Raw genomic sequence first — 19380 nt, 5'->3', positions numbered from 1 at the left:
CTGCACGATCGCGTGGATGAAAACCCCTTGCGCCACTGAAGACCCGTCGCGCTGGTTGCCTCAACCGGCCAGCGTAACGACCAAAGGTCCGTTTCTGGTTGCGATGACGGTGTGTTCGTACTGAACGGTAGGCGCCTCGGGGTTGCTGTACAGCGTCCATGGATCATCGCCATCCTCGGCCCACTCCGCACCAAAGGACAGGAATGGTTCGACGGTAAACACCAGGCCATCGCTCATGATGCGACGCTCGGAGGGATCAGGCCAAGTTGCGATCTCCGTCGGCTCCTCATGGAGCGACAACCCGACGCCGTGACTGGCGAGATTCTTGACGAGCGTATAGCCATTCTTCCGCGCAAAGGTCCCGATGGCCTGACCGATGCCGGCAATCGGCCTGCCGGCTCCAACCTGCCGCAGGCCCGTCCACATCGCCCGCCGACCATCCCTGCAAAGACGTTCGATCGAACGGGCCACGGGTGGAACGGCGAACGAGGCCCCCGTATCCGCGAAGAAGCCATTCTTCTCGGCCGAAACGTCGATGTTGACGAGGTCACCACGCTCGATCCGTCGGGCACTTGGGATGCCATGAGCGACCTCCTCGTTGACGCTGATGCATGTGGCTCCAGGGAAGTCGTAGGCGAGCTCCGGCGCCGAACGTGCCCCGGAGGCCTCCAGGAGTTTTCGTCCGAACTGGTCGAGTTCAGAGGTGGTCATGCCCGGTTCGAGAGCCTTGCCCATCGCCTCGAGGGTATTGGCGACGATGCGCCCGACCTCTTTCAGGCGGACGAGATCTTCCTCATTCGAGATTGTCATATCGAGCCTATCCGAAAAACCGGGACATAACGCCTCCCGTGCCAACTTACAAATGGGAAGCCGCGCAGCAAAATCCCTGGTTCTTGCGACATCCTGCATGCATTCCGAAATTGCCGCGACAATCTGGCACGTTAGTTGCTCCTTTTTGACAATCGAGACGTCGTCAGAAACGGGGAGCTATCATGTCAAGCATTGCCGCGGCACCCGCCGCCGAGCCAAAGCCGCTTTACACCTCGCTGTTCGTCCAGGTTCTTGCCGCTCTGATCCTCGGCATCATCCTCGGCATGGTTGTCCCCGACTTTGCCATCGGCCTGAAAATCCTCAGCGACGCCTTCCTGAAGCTGATCTCGATGATCGTGGCACCCATCGTGTTCTGCGTTGTCGTGCATGGCATTGCCGGCGCCGGCGACCTCAAGAAGGTCGGCCGGGTCGGCGTCAAGGCGTTGATTTATTTCGAGGTGATGACCACGGTGGCTCTCGTGGTAGGTCTCATCCTGGCCTACCTGTTCGGCCCCGGCCATGGCATGAACATCGATCCCTCGACGCTCGACGCAAAGGCGCTCAATACCTATGCCGACAACGCCCACAAGCTCCAGGGCGGCGGCATCGGCTCCTTCCTGCTCAACGTCATCCCGACCACCTCGTTCGATGCGCTGTCGCGCAATGACGTGCTCCAGGTGCTGTTCTTCGCGGTCCTGTTCGGCGTCGGCCTCGCACTGGTCGGCGGCGAGAAGGGCAAGCTCGTCACCTCGATCATCGACGCCGCCTCCACCGTGCTGTTCCGCGTCATGGGGCTCATTGTTAGGATTGCTCCACTGGGCGTGCTCGGCGCGGTCGCCTACACCGTCGGAAAATATGGTGTCGGCTCGCTCAAGCAGCTCGTCTCGCTGGTGGCGCTGTTCTACGTCTCGGTCGGCATCTTCGTGCTCGGCGTGCTCGGCGGCGTGATGGCGCTGGCCGGAATCAACATCCTCAAATTCCTTTCCTACCTGCGCGAGGAGCTGACCATCGTGCTCGCAACCGCCTCCTCCGACGCCGTGCTGCCCCAGATCATGAAGAAGCTGGAACGGATGGGCGTGAAGGATTCCGTCGTCGGGCTCGTCATCCCGACCGGCTACTCCTTCAACCTCGATGCCTTCTCCATCTACCTCACGCTGGCCGTCGTCTTCATCGCGCAGGCCACCAACACGCCGCTGTCCTTCGGCGACCTCCTGCTGGTGCTCGGGGTATCCCTGATCACGTCAAAGGGCGCGCATGGCGTTCCGGGCTCGGCGATTGTGATCCTGGCGGCGACGCTGAACGCGGTGCCGAGCATTCCCGCGATCGGCCTCGTTCTGGTGCTCTCGGTCGACTGGTTCATCGGCATGGCCCGCGCGGTCGGCAACCTCACCGGCAATTGCGTGGCGACGGTGGTGGTCGCGGCCTGGGAAGGCGACCTCGACCGCGAAAAAGCGGCCAAGGTGCTCGACGGCGGCGAGTTGGTGGACGTGACCGCGGGTTAGCGTCCGCCGCTCAGTCATTTTAATGGAGGAGCGGCACTCCGTACGCCCTCCTCCACACGGACAGGAAACGCGGAAACCACGAGTGCGCCACGGCGCCCTTGTAGGCCCAGGTGCGATACTTCAGCCCCTGCTCCGAAATCAGCTCCTGATATCCGCCGTGGACCTCGGTCGCGGTGCGAATGTCTTTCAATATCCCTTGGGCGCAGGCCCGGTAGGTATTGCTTCCCGAAAACTCGCCGTAGTCGAGCATGCGATCCGCGAACTCCACGTTGAACGTCGGCCAGGAAGAGCGGCCCTGATAGGCCGGAGCCGCAATCTTGTGGATCATCTTGTTCCGCGGATTTTCCGCGGACACCAGGAAGTGGAACGTGCTGGGGATGCGGAAGCGCGGCTCCGCAATGATCAGATCCGTCGTGGCCGCGAACAGCGCACGCTCGCTTGCATCGCTCATATCCCAGAAGCCGCGATGCACGCTGACGAAATCCAGCGCGACCAATGACACCGGCGAGCCCGCCGGACCATCGAGGCAGTGCCTGATATAGCCGTCCTTGCCGAACAGGCGGAGCAGGTCCCTCTTGTACTGCGCGAGGTCGCGACCGAGCAACCGCTTCAGTTCGCTCTCGTTGACGACTCCGAGCTGTAAGCCCCACACGAACGTCGTGTAGACGCAGGCATTGGTGACGAAACGTCGGCGCTCCGCACGCGTGTCGGTCGCCGCAGAACGGGGCGCGCGGGCGTCGCAAAGCAGATATCTGGCGCCGTCCTTGTCGAACGGCTCCAGCTCGCTTGCGAGCTTCAGAATCGCCCGCTTCAGATCACCGCCGTATTCGGCCAGCAACAAGCGGCCGGCATGCGCGCATTGTGACATCGCCAGATAGGACGACGCCCTCTCCTCGGCGGAGATCATCTGCTGGAGACCGGCCAGAATGCCGAGCAGCGTGTCCGACGGGCGCGAGAAATAATTCACGCCGAGATATCGGCCGCGTCCCGCCGGGACGATGGTAGTCGTGACGACGCCGGCGCGAACCGCCTCTAGCAAAAGGCGAACGCTCTTTTCGAGCAGGCGCGCCCGCCGGACCGCGTCCTGCGAATCCATGATGGTCTCGGGGTCGAGGACATCAGGATAGAACCAGGCGAAGTCACGCGGGTAATAGGCGGAGGCATGCGGCGCGCCTGTGACGAGGAAAGCCTCGGTCACCGAAAAGGCGCTGTCCATCGAGTGCCGGTAGAGGTCCTCGATGGCCGAAAACGAATGATGCGACTTTCGCAGGAATCGGTCGCCGAGGAAATTGACCGCCTGAAGGGCGTTGGCGACAAAGGTCGCTGCCGCGCCTTGATAAAATCGGTTCTCGCGATGTGACGGCAAGGAAATATCGCTGTTCATATCCGCCTGGTCTTTGGCGATTCCGGCGCTCGCCGGTCACCATTTCAAGCATGACTGATTCGTGTCTCGCCCCGATGACATCAGGTAAGCGGCAGTCAGTTCGTTCCGGCACGATCCTCCCGCGGCCTGAAATTCTCGATCACACGCAGCAGCACGCGCGCGCCAGAATCGGCATCCACAAGCTCGACATGCTCGTCCGGATGATGGCTGATGCCGCCGCGGCAGCGGACGAAAATCATGCCGACATCGGCGATGTCGATCATGGCCATGCCGTCGTGCCCTGCTCCGCTCGGCAGCTCGAACACGGAGAGGCCTTCCCGGGCAATCGCTCGCGCGATCTGCTCCTTCAGCCAGGGCGCGCAGGGCGCGGTGCGGTTCTCGTGGGTGACGTCGAGTTGGAGCGCCAGATGCCGGCGCCTGGCGATGGCCTCGATCTGGCGGACGATGTCCGCGACCGCGCGCTTGCGATGCATGTCGGTCGGCGCGCGCATGTCGATGGTGAACGACACCTCGCCTGGAATGACATTCGTCGCGCCGGGACTCGCCTGGATGTAACCGACGGTACCGACCAGCCCGCTCTCGTCGGTGCGGCAAAACTCCTCGATGACGCCGATGCACTCGGCTGCGCCGGCGAGCGCGTCCCGGCGCAGCGCCATCGGCACGGTGCCGGCGTGACCGGCCATGCCGGTCAGCCGTGCGGCAAGCCGTGTCGCGCCTGCGATGGCGGTGACGACGCCGACGGGCAAGTTCTGGGCTTCCAGCACCGGCCCCTGCTCGATGTGCAGTTCCAGATAGGCAAGCAGCTCGCGCCGGGCCCGCGCGGCCGCGCCGATGTGATCCGGGTCGAGGCCAAACGTGACGAGCGCATCGCGCATCGCCACACCGTCGCGGTCCCGTGTGTTCAGGACGCTCTCGTCAAAGGTGCCGGCGACCGCACGGCTCCCGAGCAGGGTCGACGCGAAACGTACCCCCTCCTCATCGGCGAAGCCGACGACCTCGACCGCAAACGGCAGGCGCTTGCCGCGGCGATTGAGATCCGCGACGCAAGAGATCGCCGTGATCACGCCGAGCGGCCCATCCCATTTGCCCGCATCGCGCACGGTGTCGTAGTGCGAGCCGAGCATCAGGCACGGCGCACCTGGCCGCTCGCCCTCGTAGCGGCCGCAGACATTGCCGATCGCATCGAGATGCGCGTCCATGCCAGCCTCGCGCATCCAGATCAGTATGAGGTCGGCGGCCTTGCGCAGCTCCTTGCTGAGATAGATGCGGGTGAGCTTTTCGGGGTCTTCCGAGATCGCGCCGAGCTCGTTGATCCGACGCACGATCTCCTTGCCGAGCGATGCATGCTGAACGGCGTTGGCGGCACCCATCTCGGCGAGCTTTCCATCTCTTGAGACCGCGGCAGCAGGCGGTCCTGGCGATAATCGATACAAGTTCGGTGCCAGCAGACATGACGCCGCGGCCCCGTTCGGGCAAGCGCGTGGTTAGCATGAATGCGCCGTTGGACCGACCATCCAGGGTGGGTCATGCACACGCGGGGCGCGCTAGGAATGCTTAACTCAATTGCATACAACGACGTAATATTGCTCGAAATTTAATCTGCTGATTTCCTCATCAGGACTCTTGATCGAGATATATACATTATATTTCAATTAGTTATTTGAATCTGCATCTATTGTGACCTCTGGCACAAAGCTTGCGACAACCTCTCCAAGGCGCCGCCAGGCCGGCGGCGGCCGCGAGATCAAGGCGGTGCATCCGCCAAGGGGAGCAAGCAATGGATTTCGGCAGGATTTCACGACGTCATGTGTTGCAGGGCGGCGCGGCCCTCACCCTCGGAGCGGCGGCAGGCGTGCGCCCGGCCTTCGCGGCCGACACCACCATCGGCTTCATCTATGTCGGCTCGCGCGACGACTATGGCTACAACCAGGCGCATGCGCAGGGCGCGGCGGCGTTGAAGAAGATTGCCGGCCTCAAGGTCGTTGAGGAGGAGAAGGTGCCGGAGACCGACGCGGTCGAGAAGACGATCGAGTCCATGATCAACCTCGACGGCGCGTCCCTGCTCTTCCCGACCTCGTTCGGCTACTATAACCCGCACATGATCAAGATGGCCAACAAGTACCCGAAGCTGCGCTTCGAGCACTGCGGCGGCCTCTGGAGCGACAAGGACCCGAAGAACGCCGGCAGCTATTTCGGTTACATCGACGAAGCCCAGTACATCTCCGGCATCGTTGCCGGCTACACCTCCAAGAGCGGCAAGCTCGGCTTCGTCGCGGCAAAGCCGATCCCGCAGGTGCTGCGCAACATCAACGCCTTTGCGCTCGGCGCCAGACTCGCCAACCCGAAGGCCACCACGCAGGTGATCTTCACCGGCGACTGGTCGATGCCGGTCAAGGAAGCCGAGGCCACCAACAGCCTGATCGACCAGGGCGTGGACGTGCTCACCTGCCACGTCGACGGCCCGAAGACCATGGTTGAGAACGCCGCGCGCCGCGGCGCCTTCGTCTGCGGCTATCACGTCAACCAGTCGCCGCTCGCGCCGAAGGCCTATCTCACCGGCGCCGAGTGGAATTGGGAGGCGCTCTATCCGAAGTTCGTCAAGATGATCGCTGCTGGCGAGAGCATCCCGAACTTCTATCGCGGCGGCCTCAAGGAAGAGATCGTCAAGACCTCACCCTATGGCGAAGCGGTGTCCGCGGAGGCGCGCAAGCATGCCGACGACGTCAAGGCCAAGTTCCTCTCCGCTGATGGCTACGCCATCTTCAAGGGCGGGCTGGTCGACAACAAGGGCAAGACGGTGATCCCCGCCGGTACCGATCGCGGCCAGAAGGATCCTGAGCTGGAGAAGATGGACTACCTGGTGGAGGGCGTGATCGGAGCGACTTCGTGACATCGGAAGCAGCGGATTCTGCCGAAACGGCCGGGACAATTGCCCCGGCCGCCGACCCCGGCTTTCTCCAACGCCACGGTGGCACGATCGAGTATGTCCTGATCCCGGGCGCGGCACTCGCCGGTGCGCTCGTGGTCTTCGGCATCTTCGTCGCGATGTTCGGCAAGAATCCGCTCGACCTCTATTTCTACATGTACTACGGCGCCTTCGGCACCTGGTTCTCTTGGCAGAACACGCTGACGCGCGCTGCCCCCCTGATCCTCACCGCGCTCTGCACGGCACTGCCGGCACAGCTCGGCATGGTCATCATCGGCGGCGAAGGCGCGCTGCTGATCGGCGCACTGTCAGCAACCAGCGCCGCGCTGTTGCTTCAGGGCATGCCGCCGCTCGTCGTGCAGATCGCCATGGTCATCGCCGGCGTGATCGGCGGCGGCCTCTGGATCATGCTGTCTGGCGCGCTACGGCAGTTTCGCGGCGTCAACGAAACCATTTCGAGCCTCCTGCTCGTCTACATCGCGCTCGCGATCCTCAACCATCTCGTCGAGGGCGCGATGCGCGACCCCGCCAGCCTCAACAAGCCGTCGACCCGAGAGATCGGCGCCGCCAACATGATCGGCTCCATCCCCGGCACCGACGTGCATTGGGGCCTCGTCTTCGGCCTGATCGCCGCGATCGCCGCCTACATCCTGATCTATCACACCGTCTTCGGCTTCGCCGCGCGCGTCGCCGGCGGCAACATCCGCGCGGCGAAGATCGTCGGCCTCGGCGTCAGCAAGCTCATTCTCACGATCTGCTTCCTCGCCGGCGGCGCCGCGGGCCTCGCCGGCATGGTCGAGGTCGCCGCCGTTCAGGGGCGCACCAACGCCAACCTCGCAGCGGGCTACGGCTTCACCGGAATCCTGGTCGCCTTCCTCGCGCGACAAAATCCGCTCGCGATCATTCCCGTCGCGATCCTGCTCGGCGGCATCAGCGCCAGTGGCGGCCTGTTGCAGCGCCGTCTGGGACTACCTGACGCATCGGTGCTCGTGCTGCAGGGCATCATCTTCGTCTTCGTGCTGGCCAGCGATGCGCTCTACGGCCGTATCGGCTTCCTGAAAGGCAAGTCCTGATGGCAGACGGATCGATCGGACTCTGGACCGTCCCGCTCGCTGTGCTCGGCGGTGCCATTCGTGTCTCGACACCCTTTCTGTTCGTAAGCCTGGGGGAATGCATCACCGAGCGCTCTGGCCGCATCAATCTGGGCCTCGAAGGCACGCTGGTGATGGGCGCGATGAGCGCCTACGGCATCTCCTACGTGACCGGCTCGCCCTGGCTCGGCGTGCTCGCCGCCGGCATCACTGGCGCACTGCTGGGCGCGCTTCACGCCGGCATCTGCTCGCTGCCGCGCGTCAACGACGTCGCGGTCGGCATCGCGCTGATGCTGTTCGGCACCGGCCTCGCCTTCTATCTCGGCAAGCCCTTGATCGAGCCCACCGCGCCGCGACTGCCTGCAATCGATTTCGGCTGGTGGAGCGACATCCCGCAGGTGCGCGCCGCGCTGCGGGTCAACGTCCTGTTCCTGATCGGCGTCGTGCTGGCGCCGATCCTGTATTGGGCCTTCCGCACCACGCGCTGGGGCCTGCTGATCCGTACCGCCGGCGAAAGCTCGGACGCCGCGCGCGCGATGGGACATTCCGTGCTCCTGATCCGCCTGCGTGCGACCATGGTCGGCGGCTTCCTCGCCGGCATCGGCGGCTCCTTCCTGTCACTGTTTTATCCCGGAAGCTGGAACGAGGGCCTGTCGTCGGGCCAGGGCATTACGGCGGTGGCGCTGGTGATCTTCGCGCGCTGGGATCCCCTGCTCTGCCTGTGGGCTTCGCTCGCCTTTGGCGGCGCCGCAGCGCTGGGACCGGCGCTGCAGTCGGTCGGCGTAACCTCCGGCTATCACCTCTTCAACGCCGCGCCCTACATCCTGACGCTGGCGATCATGATCATCACCTGCTCGCCGAAGCGGACGCTGACCGGCGCACCCGCCGAACTATCGATCACCCGGTAAACACGCACGAGGTCGTCCATGCCCGAGCGCACCATCAAGTCCGAGCCCTATGCCTGGCCCTACAACGGCGACCTTCGCCCTGAAAATACCGCGCTCATCATCATCGACATGCAGACCGATTTCTGCGGCGTCGGAGGCTATGTCGACAAGATGGGCTATGACCTCTCGCTGACGCGGGCGCCAATCGAACCGATCAGGAGGCTGCTAGCCGCCATGCGCGCCAAGGGCTTTCACATCATCCATACCCGCGAAGGCCACCGCCCAGACCTGTCCGATCTTCCCGCCAACAAGCGCTGGCGCTCGCGCCAGATCGGCGCCGGCATCGGCGATCCCGGCCCCTGTGGCCGCATCCTGGTGCGCGGGGAGCCCGGCTGGGACATCATCCCAGAGCTAGCGCCACTGCCGGGCGAGCCCATCATCGACAAGCCCGGCAAGGGCTCGTTCTGCGCCACCGATCTCGAACTGATCCTGCGCGTGCGTGGCATTGAGAACATCGTCCTCACAGGCATCACCACCGACGTCTGCGTCCACACCACCATGCGCGAGGCCAACGACCGCGGCTTCGAATGTGTGCTGCTGCACGATTGCTGCGGCGCGACCGACAAAAGCAACCACGAGCACGCGCTGAAGATGATCAAGATGCAGGGCGGCGTGTTCGGCGCGGTCTCGACCTCGGATGCCTTCATCGGAGCGATTTCGTGATCATCGGCGAAACGCCCCCACCATCCGGCGCCTTCGGCGTCGACGCCATCGCCATGACCATGCGCTTCGGCGACTTCCTGGCGCTCGACAATGTCGAGCTGAAGGTGCGCCCCGGCTCGTTCCACGCGCTGCTCGGCGAAAACGGCGCCGGCAAGTCGACCCTCGTCAAATGCATCATGGGCTATTATCACGCGACCGAGGGCGACATCATCGTCGGCGGCCGCCAGCAGGCCATCGCCAATCCCAAGGACGCCCACGCTCTCGGGCTCGGCATGGTCTACCAGCACTTTACGCTGGTGCCGGCGATGACGGTTGCGGAAAACCTCGTGCTGGCGCGCGACGATGTGCCGGCCGTGGTGAACTGGCCCAGGGAAATGAAGGAGCTCGAGGCGTTCCTCGCCCTTATGCCCTTCAAGGTGCCGCTCTCCGCAAAAGTCTCCGATATCTCCGCCGGCGAACGGCAGAAGTGCGAAATCCTCAAGCAGCTCTACCTGAAGCGCCGCTTCCTGATTCTGGACGAGCCGACCTCGGTGCTGACACCGGCGGAAGCCGACGAGGTGCTCGGCATGCTTCGCGACATGGTCGTCAGGGACGAGCTCACGATCCTGATGATCACACACAAATTCCGCGAGGTCATGGCCTTCGCCGACGACGTCACGATCCTGCGCCGTGGAAAGCTCGCAGGTGCCGGCAAGGTCGCCGAGCTGACGCCCGACGCAATGGCGCGCACCATGATCGGCGCCGAGCAACTGACGGTACAGCCGCCGCGCACCGGTGAAGCCGGCCAGGCCCGGCTGGAGCTGGCAAAGGTCCGCGCCCTCGACGATGCGGGTGCCATGGCCGTACACGACGTTTCGCTGACCGTGCGTGCCGGCGAGATCGTCGGCATCGCCGGCGTCTCCGGCAACGGCCAGCGCCAGCTCGTCGAGGTGCTCGCCGGCCAACGCGCGGCCGAGGGCGGTGAGATCCGCGTTGCGGGCGATCCCTATCGGGCCGGCCGCGAGGAGATGCGGCGCCACAGGATGTCGCTCCTGCCCGAAGAGCCGCTGAAGAACGCCTGCGTCGGCAGCATGAGCGTCGCCGATAACATCGCCTTCCGCGAATTCGACCGTGCGCCCTTCGCCAGCGGCGGCTGGTGGCTCAACCGCGGCGCCTTCCGGGAGGATGCGAAAAAGAAGATCGGCCAGTACAAGATCAAGACCCGCACGCCCGATACGCCGATCTCTGCACTCTCAGGCGGCAACGTCCAGCGCGCCGTGCTCGCCCGTGAGCTTGCAGGCGACGTCGAGGTGCTGATCGCAGCCAATCCCTGCTTCGGCCTCGATTTCGCGGCGGTGGCGCAGATCCACGCCGAGATCATGGCCGCGCGCAACCGCGGCGCAGCCGTGCTGCTCGTCAGCGAAGACCTCGACGAATTGCTCGAACTGTCAGATCGTCTGGTGGTGATGTTCCACGGCGAATTCGTGTATGAAGCACGAACCAGCGAGGCTGACCTCACCGAGGTCGGCCGACACATGGCGGGGCACTGACCGCGGAGGATCGATGGACGACGCATTAGCGCGGGACGAGCACTTCTTGCGTTTGTCCTTCACGGTCGCCCGCCGTTCTCTCATCCATGGCAACCATCCGTTCGGCTGCATCGTCGTCGATGCCGACGGCAAGGTACTGATCGAGACCGAGAACGGCTACATGCCGGATCGCGACGGAACCGCGCATGCCGAGCGCCTCGCGGCAACGCAGGCCTGCCGCACGCTCAGCCGCGAGGTGTTGGCGAAGGCCACGCTCTATTCCTCCGCAGAGCCCTGCGCGATGTGCGCCGGCGCGATCTACTGGGCCGGCATCGGCCGCGTGGTCTACGGCCTCAGCGAACACCGCCTGCGCGGCGTCACCGGCAACCATCCGGAGAACCCGACACTCGATCTACCCTGCCGCCAGGTCTTCGCCAGCGGGCAACGACCGACCGAGGTGATAGGTCCGCTGCTCGAGGACGAAGCCGCGGCACCGCACGACGGCGTGTGGGCGAGGTAGGCGCCCCACGCCTCACGTGTCGGAATGCAAGATGGCGCCGCGGAGGTTTGGCGCGGCGCCATCTTCGTTCACCTGACAATCGTCAGGTGATCAGAACTTCACGGTGACACCAGAGTAAAGCGACGACTCGGTGCAGGCTCCGCTCGGCCGGGTGACCCCGCCCACCGTCGCAGAGCAGGCGACCGAGGGTGCATTGTGATCGAGGCCGAATTTGTTCTGCCAGTAGCGATAAGCGACCCAGACGTCAACGAAGTGAGAGTACTTGTCACCCCAGACGGCCTTAGAGGCATCGAACGTCAAGCGGATCGGCTCCGAGTTCAACTCGACGGCGGTGTTGTAGACGTTGTTCGCTGGGCTGTACGGAAGCGGTTCGGTATCCGTGCCCTTCTTGCCGTACCATCCAGCACGACCGCTAATCGAGAAGTACTGCATGTTCTGGGGCAGGAAACCGAGATCCATGTAGTAATTGATCTCGACGGCCCAGGTTGGCTTGTACGACGTGTTGCCGTCCTGCAGGCAGCTCACGCCGGGAGTGCCCGGACCGAACAGGCCACACTGGCTGAACGAGTTGTGGTTGTAGAATTCCCAGTACACGAGGGGAGCGACGTTGATATAGCCCTTGTAGGGCAGGTCGAATGCGAACTGCAGGCCGGCGACGACGTCACGCTTGGCTGCACCGAAATACCTGTTTTCGGTGTTGGCATCCATGCCAACCTCGAACGAGATATTGTGCAGCGGCCCCATGGTGAAGGCCTTGGTGTTGAAGATTTCGTTCCAGCCGAACGTCGAGCGGAACAAGCCGTAGATTTCCGTCGCACCGGCGCAGGTTGCTGGAGCCCCGGTGATCAGCACTCCGGCATTCGTGCAGGGGCCGGCGGGATCGTTGTGATCCGACTTGAACATCGAGATCGTGAAGAAGTTGGTGCCGTAGCCCCAGAGGTCGAAGTGGGTGAACGAGTAGACCTGTTTGGTCGTCTTGCTGTTGACCGTGCCATCCGGCTTGAGCGACCACATGCCCGGCTGAGAGGCATTGAAGATGTATGAGTAAGTGACCCGATTGTCGATCACCAGGAAGAACGGAAGATCGGCCGCCTTCTTCGCTGCCTTGACCGGCAGATCCGCCGCCTGAGCCAAGCCCGAGGTGGCGAGCGTAGCAAGTGACAGCGCGGCGGCTGCAATTGCCTTGAATCGAAACGACATCCTGAATACCCCCAAGTTGGACACGTAAAAATGAACGCTCCTTGGGTGCGACACTTGCGCCGATCTTTCGGAGTGAGAAGCCTCAACTTCTTTCAAGGCATGCCGCTTGTTTCGGCAGGCGGCGACGTTTCACCGCAGGATTTTGAGAGTCTTCTTGCTTCGCTGTTGCGTGCCGGTAGCAAAGCGATGGCAGTTATTCCCGGACATTTCTGTTTGATTTCGTTTACCTTTTGAGTTGACCGGACGACGCGGACACAATCGACGATGGCGATCGCTGCCTCGATCAGGAATTGCATACGCGTGCTGACGTGATTTTGTTCAGCTACACGTCAAGCCTGCACAGTGGGTTCTGATTTGGCTTAAACCGTCACAATTTTGCAACAGGCGTTGCGTGCGCGAGGAGACAGCAAGGGCGCTCAAGGAGACGATCATCAGCCGACAAGAGCCGCAGCCTCGCAACACCGCTCGCTTGCCGAAGCGTTGAGCAAGGGATGACGCTTTTTCACACCTTACGCGGCGGTTCAAACTGGCCCAGTATTGAGGCACTTCACCCCATGCAAGCGCATCAGCGAATGTTAGATCCGACGCCTAACGGCCTGCATTCCGGCGAGTCACCGCTGCTTCAAACGCTCGGGCTCACCAAGCGCTATGGCGATTTCCTCGCCAACGATTCCATCGATATCGACATCTGGCCAAGCGAAATTCACGCCCTGCTCGGCGAGAACGGCGCCGGCAAGTCGACCTTGGTCAAGGCGATCTATGGACTGATCCAGCCCAGCGCCGGCGAGATTCGCTGGCAGGGCGAGCGGATCGTGCTGTCAGGCCCGTCGGAAGCCCGCAGCCGCGGCATCGGCATGGTGTTCCAGCATTTCTCGCTGTTCGACAATCTCACCGTCGCCGAGAACGTCGCACTCGGCCTCGACGGCAAGGAGTCCTTCAAGGACATGTCGGCGCGGCTGGAGCAGGTGTCGAAGACCTATGGCCTGCCGCTCGATCCCAGACGCGAGGTCTGGCAACTCTCCGTCGGCGAACGCCAGCGCATCGAGATCGTCCGCGCGCTGATGCAGGACCCAAAATTCCTGATCCTGGACGAGCCGACCGCCGTCCTGACGCCGCAGGAAGCTGACCAGCTCTTCATCGTGCTGGAGCGGCTCAAGGCGGAAGGTCGGGCCATCCTCTACATCAGCCACAAGCTCGAGGAGGTGAAGCGGCTCTGCGACACCGCAACGATCCTGCGCGGCGGCAGGAAGGTCGACACCTGCAATCCGAGGCTCGAGACCGCCGCCTCGCTCGCGCGCATGATGGTCGGCGGCGAGATCAAGGAAGTGAAGGCCGCGTCCGGCCGGAAGACCACCGTGCCCCGGCTCGTCGTCAACGATCTCTCGCTTGCGCCAGCCGAGGCGCACGGTGTCCGGCTCGAGCACATCTCGTTCGAACTGAAGGGCGGCGAGATCCTCGGCATCGCCGGCGTCGCCGGCAACGGCCAGGACGAATTGTTCGCTGCGCTATCAGGCGAGCGGCTCTCGAAGGACCCGGGCACCGTGGTGATCGAGGGCATCGCAGCCGGCCATCTCTCGATCACGCAGCGGCGCAAGCTTGGGGCCGCCTTCGTGCCCGAGGAACGGCTCGGCCACGGCACCGCGCCGCGCATGAAGCTGTCGGAGAACGCGCTGCTGACCGGGCACGCGGCCAGCGGCATGGTCAATCACGGCTTCATCGACACCGCGGCCACGCTGAAGACCGTCGACCGTGCGACCGAAACCTTTGACGTCCGCAAGGCCAAGCGCGATCCGGAAGCCGCATCCCTCTCTGGCGGCAATCTGCAAAAATTCATCGTCGGTCGCGAGATCCTGCGCAACCCCGCGGTGCTGGTGGTGAGCCAGCCAACCTGGGGCGTCGATGCGGGCGCTGCCGCCGTCATCCGCCAGGCGCTGCTCGATCTCGCCACCGCAGGCGCCGCCGTCCTCGTGACCAGCCAGGATCTCGACGAGCTCGCGGAGATCGCCGACCGCATCGCCGTGATGTTTCACGGCCATCTGTCCGCTCCGCTCGCCACGAGCGAAGCGAGCCGCGAAAAGCTCGGCCTTCTCATGGGCGGCAGCAGCCTCGACCCGAAGGAGGCCGCGCATGCAGTTGGTGCTTGAGAAACGCGCCGAACGCTCCAACACGATCGCGCTGGTCTCGCCGCTGATCGCGATCGGCCTCACCATCGCCACCATGGTCATCTTGTTCGCGATCCTCGGCAAGAATCCGCTGCTCGCCCTGCACGCCTATTTCATCGCACCGCTCACCGACAGCTATTCGCTGCAGGAGATCGCGGTGAAGGCGACGCCGCTGGTGATGATCGCGATCGGGCTGTCGCTCTGCTATCTCGCCAATGCCTGGAACATCGGCGCCGAGGGGCAATTCCTGATCGGTGCGGTCGCCGGAAGCTGGATCGCGGTGAAGACGCAGGGCACCGACGCCGGCGCCTGGGTGCTGCCGGTGATGTTCGTGCTCGCAGCCGCCGCAGGCGCGCTCTACGCGTTGATCCCGGCGATCTGCAAGGTGAAGTTCGGTGCCAGCGAGATCCTGACCAGCCTGATGCTGGTCTATGTCGCCGACCTCTTCCTCGACTATCTCGTCCGTGGCCCCTGGCGCGACCCGCAGGGCTTCAATTTTCCGACCACGGCCGAGTTCGATCCCGTTGCAACGGTGCCGCTGCTGATCGAAGGCGGCCGGCTGCATCTCGGCTCGATCATCGCCCTGATCGTCGTTGCCGCAGCAGCGATCCTGCTTGGGCGAACCATCAAGGGGTTCGAGATCCGCGTGGTCGGCGCTGCACCTCGCGCCGCGCGGTTCGGCGGCTTCAATGCCAATCAGTTGATCATCCTGACCTTCGCTGTCTCCGGCGCGCTCGCGGGCCTAGCAGGTATCATCGAGGTCGCAGGGCCGGTGGGGCACCTCCAGCCCGGCATTTCGCCGGGCTATGGCTTTACCGCAATCATCGTTGCCTTTCTCGGGCGTTTGAACCCGCTTGGAATACTGATTGCTGGCCTTTTCCTCGCACTGACCTTCATCGGCGGCGAGCAGGCGCAGATTGCAATGAAAATCCCGTTGGACGTCACCAAGGTCTTTCAGGGCATCCTGCTGTTCTACGTGCTCGCCTGCGACTCCCTCATTCTCTACCGCTTCAAGCTGGTGCTTCCGAACCGACAGGTGGCCCGTGGAACTGGTTGAAGCCATCATCCTGGCGGTGCTCGCCGCCTCGACGCCGCTGCTGATCGCGGCGACCGGCGAGCTCGTGACCGAACGCTCCGGCGTGCTCAATCTCGGCGTCGAGGGCATGATGATCGTCGGCGCGGCCTGCGGTTTTGCCGGCGCCTGGCTGACCGGCTCGATCTTCATCGGCGCGCTGTTCGGCGTCGTCGCGGGCACGCTGATGTCGCTGATCTTCGCGCTGATGGCACTGGGGCTTGCCGTCAACCAGGTGGCAACGGGTCTCGCGCTGACCATTCTCGGCGTCGGACTCTCCGGCCTGATCGGCGCTGGCTTCGTCGGCGAGCGCATCACACCGGCGGTGCACCTCTACATACCCGGCCTCACCGATATCCCGCTGATGGGCCGCGTGTTGTTCGGCGAGGACGCGTTCGTCTACTTCTCCGTCGCGCTCGTCGCCAGCGTCTGGTGGTTTCTGTACCGCACGCGGCCAGGCCTGATCCTGCGCGCCTGCGGCGACAACCATGTCTCGGCGCATGCGCTCGGCTATCCCGTGCTGCGCATCCGCACCTTCGCCGTGATGTTCGGCGGCGCCTGCGCCGGCCTCGCCGGCGCGTACCTGCCGCTTGCCTATACGCCGTTCTTCATTCCCGGCATGACCGCGGGCCGCGGTTGGATCGCGTTGGCGCTGGTCGTGTTCTCGTCGTGGCGCCCGGGCCGGCTCGTGGTCGGCGCTTATCTGTTCGGCGCGGTGACGATCCTGCAACTGCACGCGCAAGGCTGGGGCGTCGGCATTCCCTCGCAATTCATGTCGGCGCTGCCTTACCTCGCGACCGTCATCGTGCTGGTCCTGCTGTCCCGTGCGCGCACCGGCGGATCGACCGCGCCGGCCGCGCTCGGCACCGTGTTCGTGCCTGATCGCTGAGTTTCATTTCCGCGACGGGCGCGATGGGGCGCGCACGTTGCGGATCGTGGCTTTCCCCGACGATCTGGAGATTGATGATGAGGAAATCACTTCGTGCGCTGGCTGCCGGACTCTTGCTTGCCGGAAGCGTCGGTGCAGCCTCCGCCGCCGACAAGCTGAAGGTCGGCTTCATTTACCTCGGCCCGGTCGGCGACCTCGGCTGGACCTACCAGCACGAACAGGGACGCCTGGCGCTGGTGAAGGAGTTGGGCGACAAGATCGAGACCACCACGCTCGAGAACGTTCCCGAAGGTCCCGACGCCGAGCGCGCCATCGAGCAACTCGTCCGCGCCGGAAACAAGCTGATCTTCACCACGTCGTTCGGCTACATGGACCCGACGCTGAAGGTCGCCAAGAAATATCCGAACGTACATTTCGAGCACGCCACCGGCTACAAGCGTAACCCGAACATGTCGACCTACTCGGCCAAATGGTATCAGGGCCGTTACATCCAGGGCCTGATTGCGGCCAAGATGTCGAAGTCCGGCGTGCTTGGCTATATCGGCTCGTTCCCGATTCCGGAGGTCGTCTCCGGCATCAACGCGACGATGCTGGCGGCGCAGACCATCAACCCGAACATCAAGGTCAAGATCATCTGGGCCAATACCTGGTTCGACCCGGGCAAGGAAGCCGACGCCGCCAAGGCGCTGATCGACCAGGGCGCCGACGTGATCATGCAGCACACGGATTCGCCGGCGGCCATGCAGATCGCCAGCGAGCGCGGCAAGCTCGCCTTCGGCCAGGATTCCGAGATGATCAAGTTCGGGCCGAAGACCCAGCTAACCTCGATCCTCGACACCTGGGGCCCCTACTACGTCGAACGCGTCAAGGCCGAACTCGCCGGCACCTGGAAGTCCGAGGACACCTGGGGCGGTCTCGACAGCCACATGTTCGCGATGGCGCCGTATACCAACATGCCTGACGACGTGAAGAAGATGGCCGAGGATGCCCAGGCCGCCATCACCTCGGGCAAGCTGCACCCGTTCAAGTGCCCGGTCGTTGGGCAGGACGGCAAGGAGGTCGAGTGCAAGGGCGGCGCCAATCTCGCCGACGGCCAGATTCTCGGTATGAATTTCTACGTCAAAGGCATCGACGACAAGTTGCCGGGCAAGTAGCACGCTTCTTGCATTGACTAAATCACCTGCTCCTCCCGGAGGAGGTTTGGAGGGGGTGGCCAGAAGCACCCGGCACTTGTGGTCGCCCCCTCCTTCTATTTCTTCCGAATTATCCCGCCTGCATCGCCCGCGCCGCGGAACTGTGGCGGCGGATCAGGTCGGTGACATCGAGGCCCGGGATCGCCCCGTCGATCACGGCCCATTTCCCCGCCACCATCACCCGGTCGGCCCGATGCGCCCCGCACAGCACCAGCGCGGCCAAGGGATCGCCATGGCCGGAGAAACGCAGCTCGTCGAGCTTGAACAGCGCGAGATCGGCGGCCTTGCCGACGGCGATCTCGCCGAGCTCCGGCCGGCCGACGCAGGCCGCCGAGCCCTTTGTGGCCCAGCGCAGCGCGTCCTTGTGGCTGACCTTGCTCACCCCGTAGCGCACCCGCTGCAGCAGGAACGCGGCACGCACCTCCTGCATCAAATTCGATCCGTCGTTTGAGGCCGACCCGTCGACACCGAGCCCGATACTAACGCCGGCCTCCTCCATCTCGCACACCGGACAGCAGCCCGATGCCAGGATCTGATTGCTGCACGCGCAATGACTGATGGTCGTCTTCGCCTGGCCGAGCCGTTTCATTTCGTCGGCGTTGAAAAATATGCCGTGAGCGAGCCAGGTCCGCGCGTTGAGCCAGCCGCACTGCTCGAGATAGTCGAGCGGACGGCAGCCATACATCTGCTGGCAGAATTTGTTCTCGTCCTCGGTCTCGGCGAGATGGGTATGCAGGCGCACGTCGAGCTTGCCGGCAAGCTCGGCGGTGGAACGCATCAGCGACGTCGTCACCGAGAACGGCGAGCAAGGCGCCAGCGCTATCTGCACCATCGCATCCGCACCGCGCTGATGATGCTTTGCGACCACGCGGGCGCTGTCGGCGAGGATCGTGTCCTCGTCCTGCACGACGCTGTCAGGCGGCAAGCCGCCGTCGCGCTGCGACAGATTCATCGAGCCGCGCGTCAGCAGCACGCGGACACCGAGCCGTTTTGCAACATCGACTTCGATATCGACAGATTCCTCGAGCCCCGAAGGGAATACGTAATGATGATCCGTCGTCGTGGTGCAGCCCGAGAGCAGCAGTTCGGACATCGCAACGGTGACGCCAAGCTCCAGCCGCTCCGGCGTCAGCTTCGCCCACACCGGATAGAGCGCCTGTAGCCAGGGAAACAGCTCGCGATCCATCGCCGCCGGCAGCGCGCGCGTCAGCGTCTGGTAGAAGTGATGATGGGTGTTGATCAGGCCCGGCAGCACGACATGCGCGCCTGCGTCGAACATCGCGACATTCGCCGTCTCGGGCGTGCCGCCGGCCGGCACCAGCTCGACGATCCGGCCCTCCTTCACCACGATCCCGCGCTCGGCACCGTCGGCGAGGATCGCGAGGGGGTCCTTGATCCAGATCGGCTTTGCGTCGCTCATGATCCGCTTCTCCTCACATCCACTGACGTCAGGCTTGCCAGGCAGACGCCAGCCCGATCACCTCTATGCTACGACTTGTTTGTTGCGACTTGG

At 63.9% G+C, this 19380-nt stretch carries 17 protein-coding genes; 12 read left to right on the top strand and 5 right to left on the bottom strand.

Annotation, left to right across the window (positions count from 1 at the left end; translation table 11 throughout):
- Positions 1-60: 60 nt before the first annotated feature.
- Complete coding sequence (gene map / locus FNV92_RS10735) at positions 61-810, bottom strand: type I methionyl aminopeptidase (protein WP_143841012.1); 750 nt, start codon at positions 808-810, stop codon at positions 61-63.
- A 182-nt stretch (positions 811-992) separates the two neighbouring features.
- On the opposite strand from map, the gene FNV92_RS10730 reads away from it, so the two are divergent.
- On the top strand, positions 993-2312 hold the full coding sequence (locus tag FNV92_RS10730; RefSeq protein WP_143841013.1) for a dicarboxylate/amino acid:cation symporter: 1320 nt from the start codon (positions 993-995) through the stop codon (positions 2310-2312).
- A 19-nt stretch (positions 2313-2331) separates the two neighbouring features.
- Here the strand turns inward: FNV92_RS10730 and FNV92_RS10725 are convergent, their stop codons facing one another.
- A complete protein-coding gene (locus tag FNV92_RS10725) occupies positions 2332-3696 on the bottom strand; it encodes a hypothetical protein (protein ID WP_143841014.1) in 1365 nt (454 codons plus the stop codon).
- A gap of 95 nt (positions 3697-3791) precedes the next feature.
- Positions 3792-5066: an allantoate amidohydrolase gene (locus FNV92_RS10720; RefSeq protein WP_143841015.1), complete on the bottom strand. Its 1275-nt coding sequence runs from the start codon at positions 5064-5066 to the stop codon at positions 3792-3794.
- A 407-nt stretch (positions 5067-5473) separates the two neighbouring features.
- Here FNV92_RS10720 and FNV92_RS10715 point away from each other — a divergent pair, with 407 nt between their 5' ends.
- The 6 genes from FNV92_RS10715 to FNV92_RS10690 are packed head-to-tail and all read left to right on the top strand — an operon-like array spanning position 5474 to position 11351.
- Positions 5474-6586: a BMP family ABC transporter substrate-binding protein gene (locus FNV92_RS10715; RefSeq protein ID WP_143841016.1), complete on the top strand. Its 1113-nt coding sequence runs from the start codon at positions 5474-5476 to the stop codon at positions 6584-6586.
- Entirely contained in the window at positions 6583-7695 is a 1113-nt protein-coding gene (locus tag FNV92_RS10710; RefSeq protein WP_143841017.1) for an ABC transporter permease, read from the top strand. Before FNV92_RS10715 ends, FNV92_RS10710 begins: the two co-directional genes overlap by 4 nt.
- The gene (locus tag FNV92_RS10705; protein ID WP_143841018.1) at positions 7695-8621 is read left to right on the top strand and encodes an ABC transporter permease; all 927 of its coding nucleotides are present in this window, start codon (positions 7695-7697) and stop codon (positions 8619-8621) included. The genes FNV92_RS10710 and FNV92_RS10705 overlap by 1 nt, the downstream gene beginning before the upstream one ends.
- An 18-nt stretch (positions 8622-8639) precedes the next feature.
- Entirely contained in the window at positions 8640-9323 is a 684-nt protein-coding gene (gene biuH / locus FNV92_RS10700; RefSeq protein ID WP_143841019.1) for a biuret amidohydrolase, read from the top strand.
- Positions 9320-10852, top strand: a complete 1533-nt coding sequence (locus FNV92_RS10695) for an ABC transporter ATP-binding protein (protein WP_143841020.1) — start codon at positions 9320-9322, stop codon at positions 10850-10852. Before biuH ends, FNV92_RS10695 begins: the two co-directional genes overlap by 4 nt.
- A gap of 13 nt (positions 10853-10865) precedes the next feature.
- A complete protein-coding gene (locus tag FNV92_RS10690; protein ID WP_143841021.1) occupies positions 10866-11351 on the top strand; it encodes a nucleoside deaminase in 486 nt (161 codons plus the stop codon).
- Between the two features lie 90 nt (positions 11352-11441).
- On the opposite strand, the gene FNV92_RS10685 is transcribed toward FNV92_RS10690, so the two are convergent.
- Positions 11442-12551, bottom strand: coding sequence for a hypothetical protein (locus FNV92_RS10685; protein WP_143841022.1), 1110 nt, complete (start codon positions 12549-12551; stop codon positions 11442-11444).
- 30 nt (positions 12552-12581) lie between these two features.
- Between FNV92_RS10685 and FNV92_RS10680 the strand changes: the two genes are divergently transcribed.
- The 5 genes from FNV92_RS10680 (at position 12582) to FNV92_RS10660 (ending at position 17828) form a co-directional block, all read left to right on the top strand.
- On the top strand, positions 12582-12785 hold the full coding sequence (locus FNV92_RS10680) for a hypothetical protein (protein ID WP_143841023.1): 204 nt from the start codon (positions 12582-12584) through the stop codon (positions 12783-12785).
- Positions 12786-13123: 338 nt separating this feature from the next.
- On the top strand, positions 13124-14695 hold the full coding sequence (locus tag FNV92_RS10675) for an ABC transporter ATP-binding protein (protein ID WP_143841024.1): 1572 nt from the start codon (positions 13124-13126) through the stop codon (positions 14693-14695).
- Positions 14679-15770, top strand: coding sequence for an ABC transporter permease (locus FNV92_RS10670; protein WP_143841025.1), 1092 nt, complete (start codon positions 14679-14681; stop codon positions 15768-15770). The genes FNV92_RS10675 and FNV92_RS10670 overlap by 17 nt, the downstream gene beginning before the upstream one ends.
- Positions 15757-16674, top strand: a complete 918-nt coding sequence (locus FNV92_RS10665) for an ABC transporter permease (protein ID WP_143841026.1) — start codon at positions 15757-15759, stop codon at positions 16672-16674. Before FNV92_RS10670 ends, FNV92_RS10665 begins: the two co-directional genes overlap by 14 nt.
- A 77-nt stretch (positions 16675-16751) precedes the next feature.
- Entirely contained in the window at positions 16752-17828 is a 1077-nt protein-coding gene (locus FNV92_RS10660; protein ID WP_168213742.1) for a BMP family ABC transporter substrate-binding protein, read from the top strand.
- Between the two features lie 109 nt (positions 17829-17937).
- Here the strand turns inward: FNV92_RS10660 and FNV92_RS10655 are convergent, their stop codons facing one another.
- A complete protein-coding gene (locus tag FNV92_RS10655) occupies positions 17938-19287 on the bottom strand; it encodes an 8-oxoguanine deaminase (protein ID WP_143841028.1) in 1350 nt (449 codons plus the stop codon).
- Between the last annotated feature and the right edge of the window lie 93 nt (positions 19288-19380).

Origin of the sequence: Bradyrhizobium cosmicum (assembly GCF_007290395.2) — a bacterium.
Taxonomy (GTDB): Bacteria; Pseudomonadota; Alphaproteobacteria; order Rhizobiales; family Xanthobacteraceae; genus Bradyrhizobium; species Bradyrhizobium cosmicum.
The sequence above is the reverse complement of the archived record's forward strand: the minus strand, read 5'-3'. Positions and strand labels throughout refer to the sequence as shown.

Excerpts from the sequence above, each read along its gene's own strand:
- FNV92_RS10670 (WP_143841025.1), top strand. The coding sequence starts at position 14,679 with ATGCAGTTGGTGCTTGAGAAACGCGCCGAACGCTCCAACACGATCGCG.
- FNV92_RS10680 (WP_143841023.1), top strand. The coding sequence starts at position 12,582 with ATGAACGCTCCTTGGGTGCGACACTTGCGCCGATCTTTCGGAGTGAGA.
- FNV92_RS10685 (WP_143841022.1), bottom strand. The coding sequence starts at position 12,551 with ATGTCGTTTCGATTCAAGGCAATTGCAGCCGCCGCGCTGTCACTTGCT.
- map (WP_143841012.1), bottom strand. The coding sequence starts at position 810 with ATGACAATCTCGAATGAGGAAGATCTCGTCCGCCTGAAAGAGGTCGGG.
- FNV92_RS10660 (WP_168213742.1), top strand. The coding sequence starts at position 16,752 with ATGAGGAAATCACTTCGTGCGCTGGCTGCCGGACTCTTGCTTGCCGGA.
- FNV92_RS10730 (WP_143841013.1), top strand. The coding sequence starts at position 993 with ATGTCAAGCATTGCCGCGGCACCCGCCGCCGAGCCAAAGCCGCTTTAC.
- FNV92_RS10715 (WP_143841016.1), top strand. The coding sequence starts at position 5,474 with ATGGATTTCGGCAGGATTTCACGACGTCATGTGTTGCAGGGCGGCGCG.
- FNV92_RS10720 (WP_143841015.1), bottom strand. The coding sequence starts at position 5,066 with ATGGGTGCCGCCAACGCCGTTCAGCATGCATCGCTCGGCAAGGAGATC.
- FNV92_RS10655 (WP_143841028.1), bottom strand. The coding sequence starts at position 19,287 with ATGAGCGACGCAAAGCCGATCTGGATCAAGGACCCCCTCGCGATCCTC.
- biuH (WP_143841019.1), top strand. The coding sequence starts at position 8,640 with ATGCCCGAGCGCACCATCAAGTCCGAGCCCTATGCCTGGCCCTACAAC.
- FNV92_RS10675 (WP_143841024.1), top strand. The coding sequence starts at position 13,124 with ATGTTAGATCCGACGCCTAACGGCCTGCATTCCGGCGAGTCACCGCTG.
- FNV92_RS10725 (WP_143841014.1), bottom strand. The coding sequence starts at position 3,696 with ATGAACAGCGATATTTCCTTGCCGTCACATCGCGAGAACCGATTTTAT.
- FNV92_RS10705 (WP_143841018.1), top strand. The coding sequence starts at position 7,695 with ATGGCAGACGGATCGATCGGACTCTGGACCGTCCCGCTCGCTGTGCTC.
- FNV92_RS10690 (WP_143841021.1), top strand. The coding sequence starts at position 10,866 with ATGGACGACGCATTAGCGCGGGACGAGCACTTCTTGCGTTTGTCCTTC.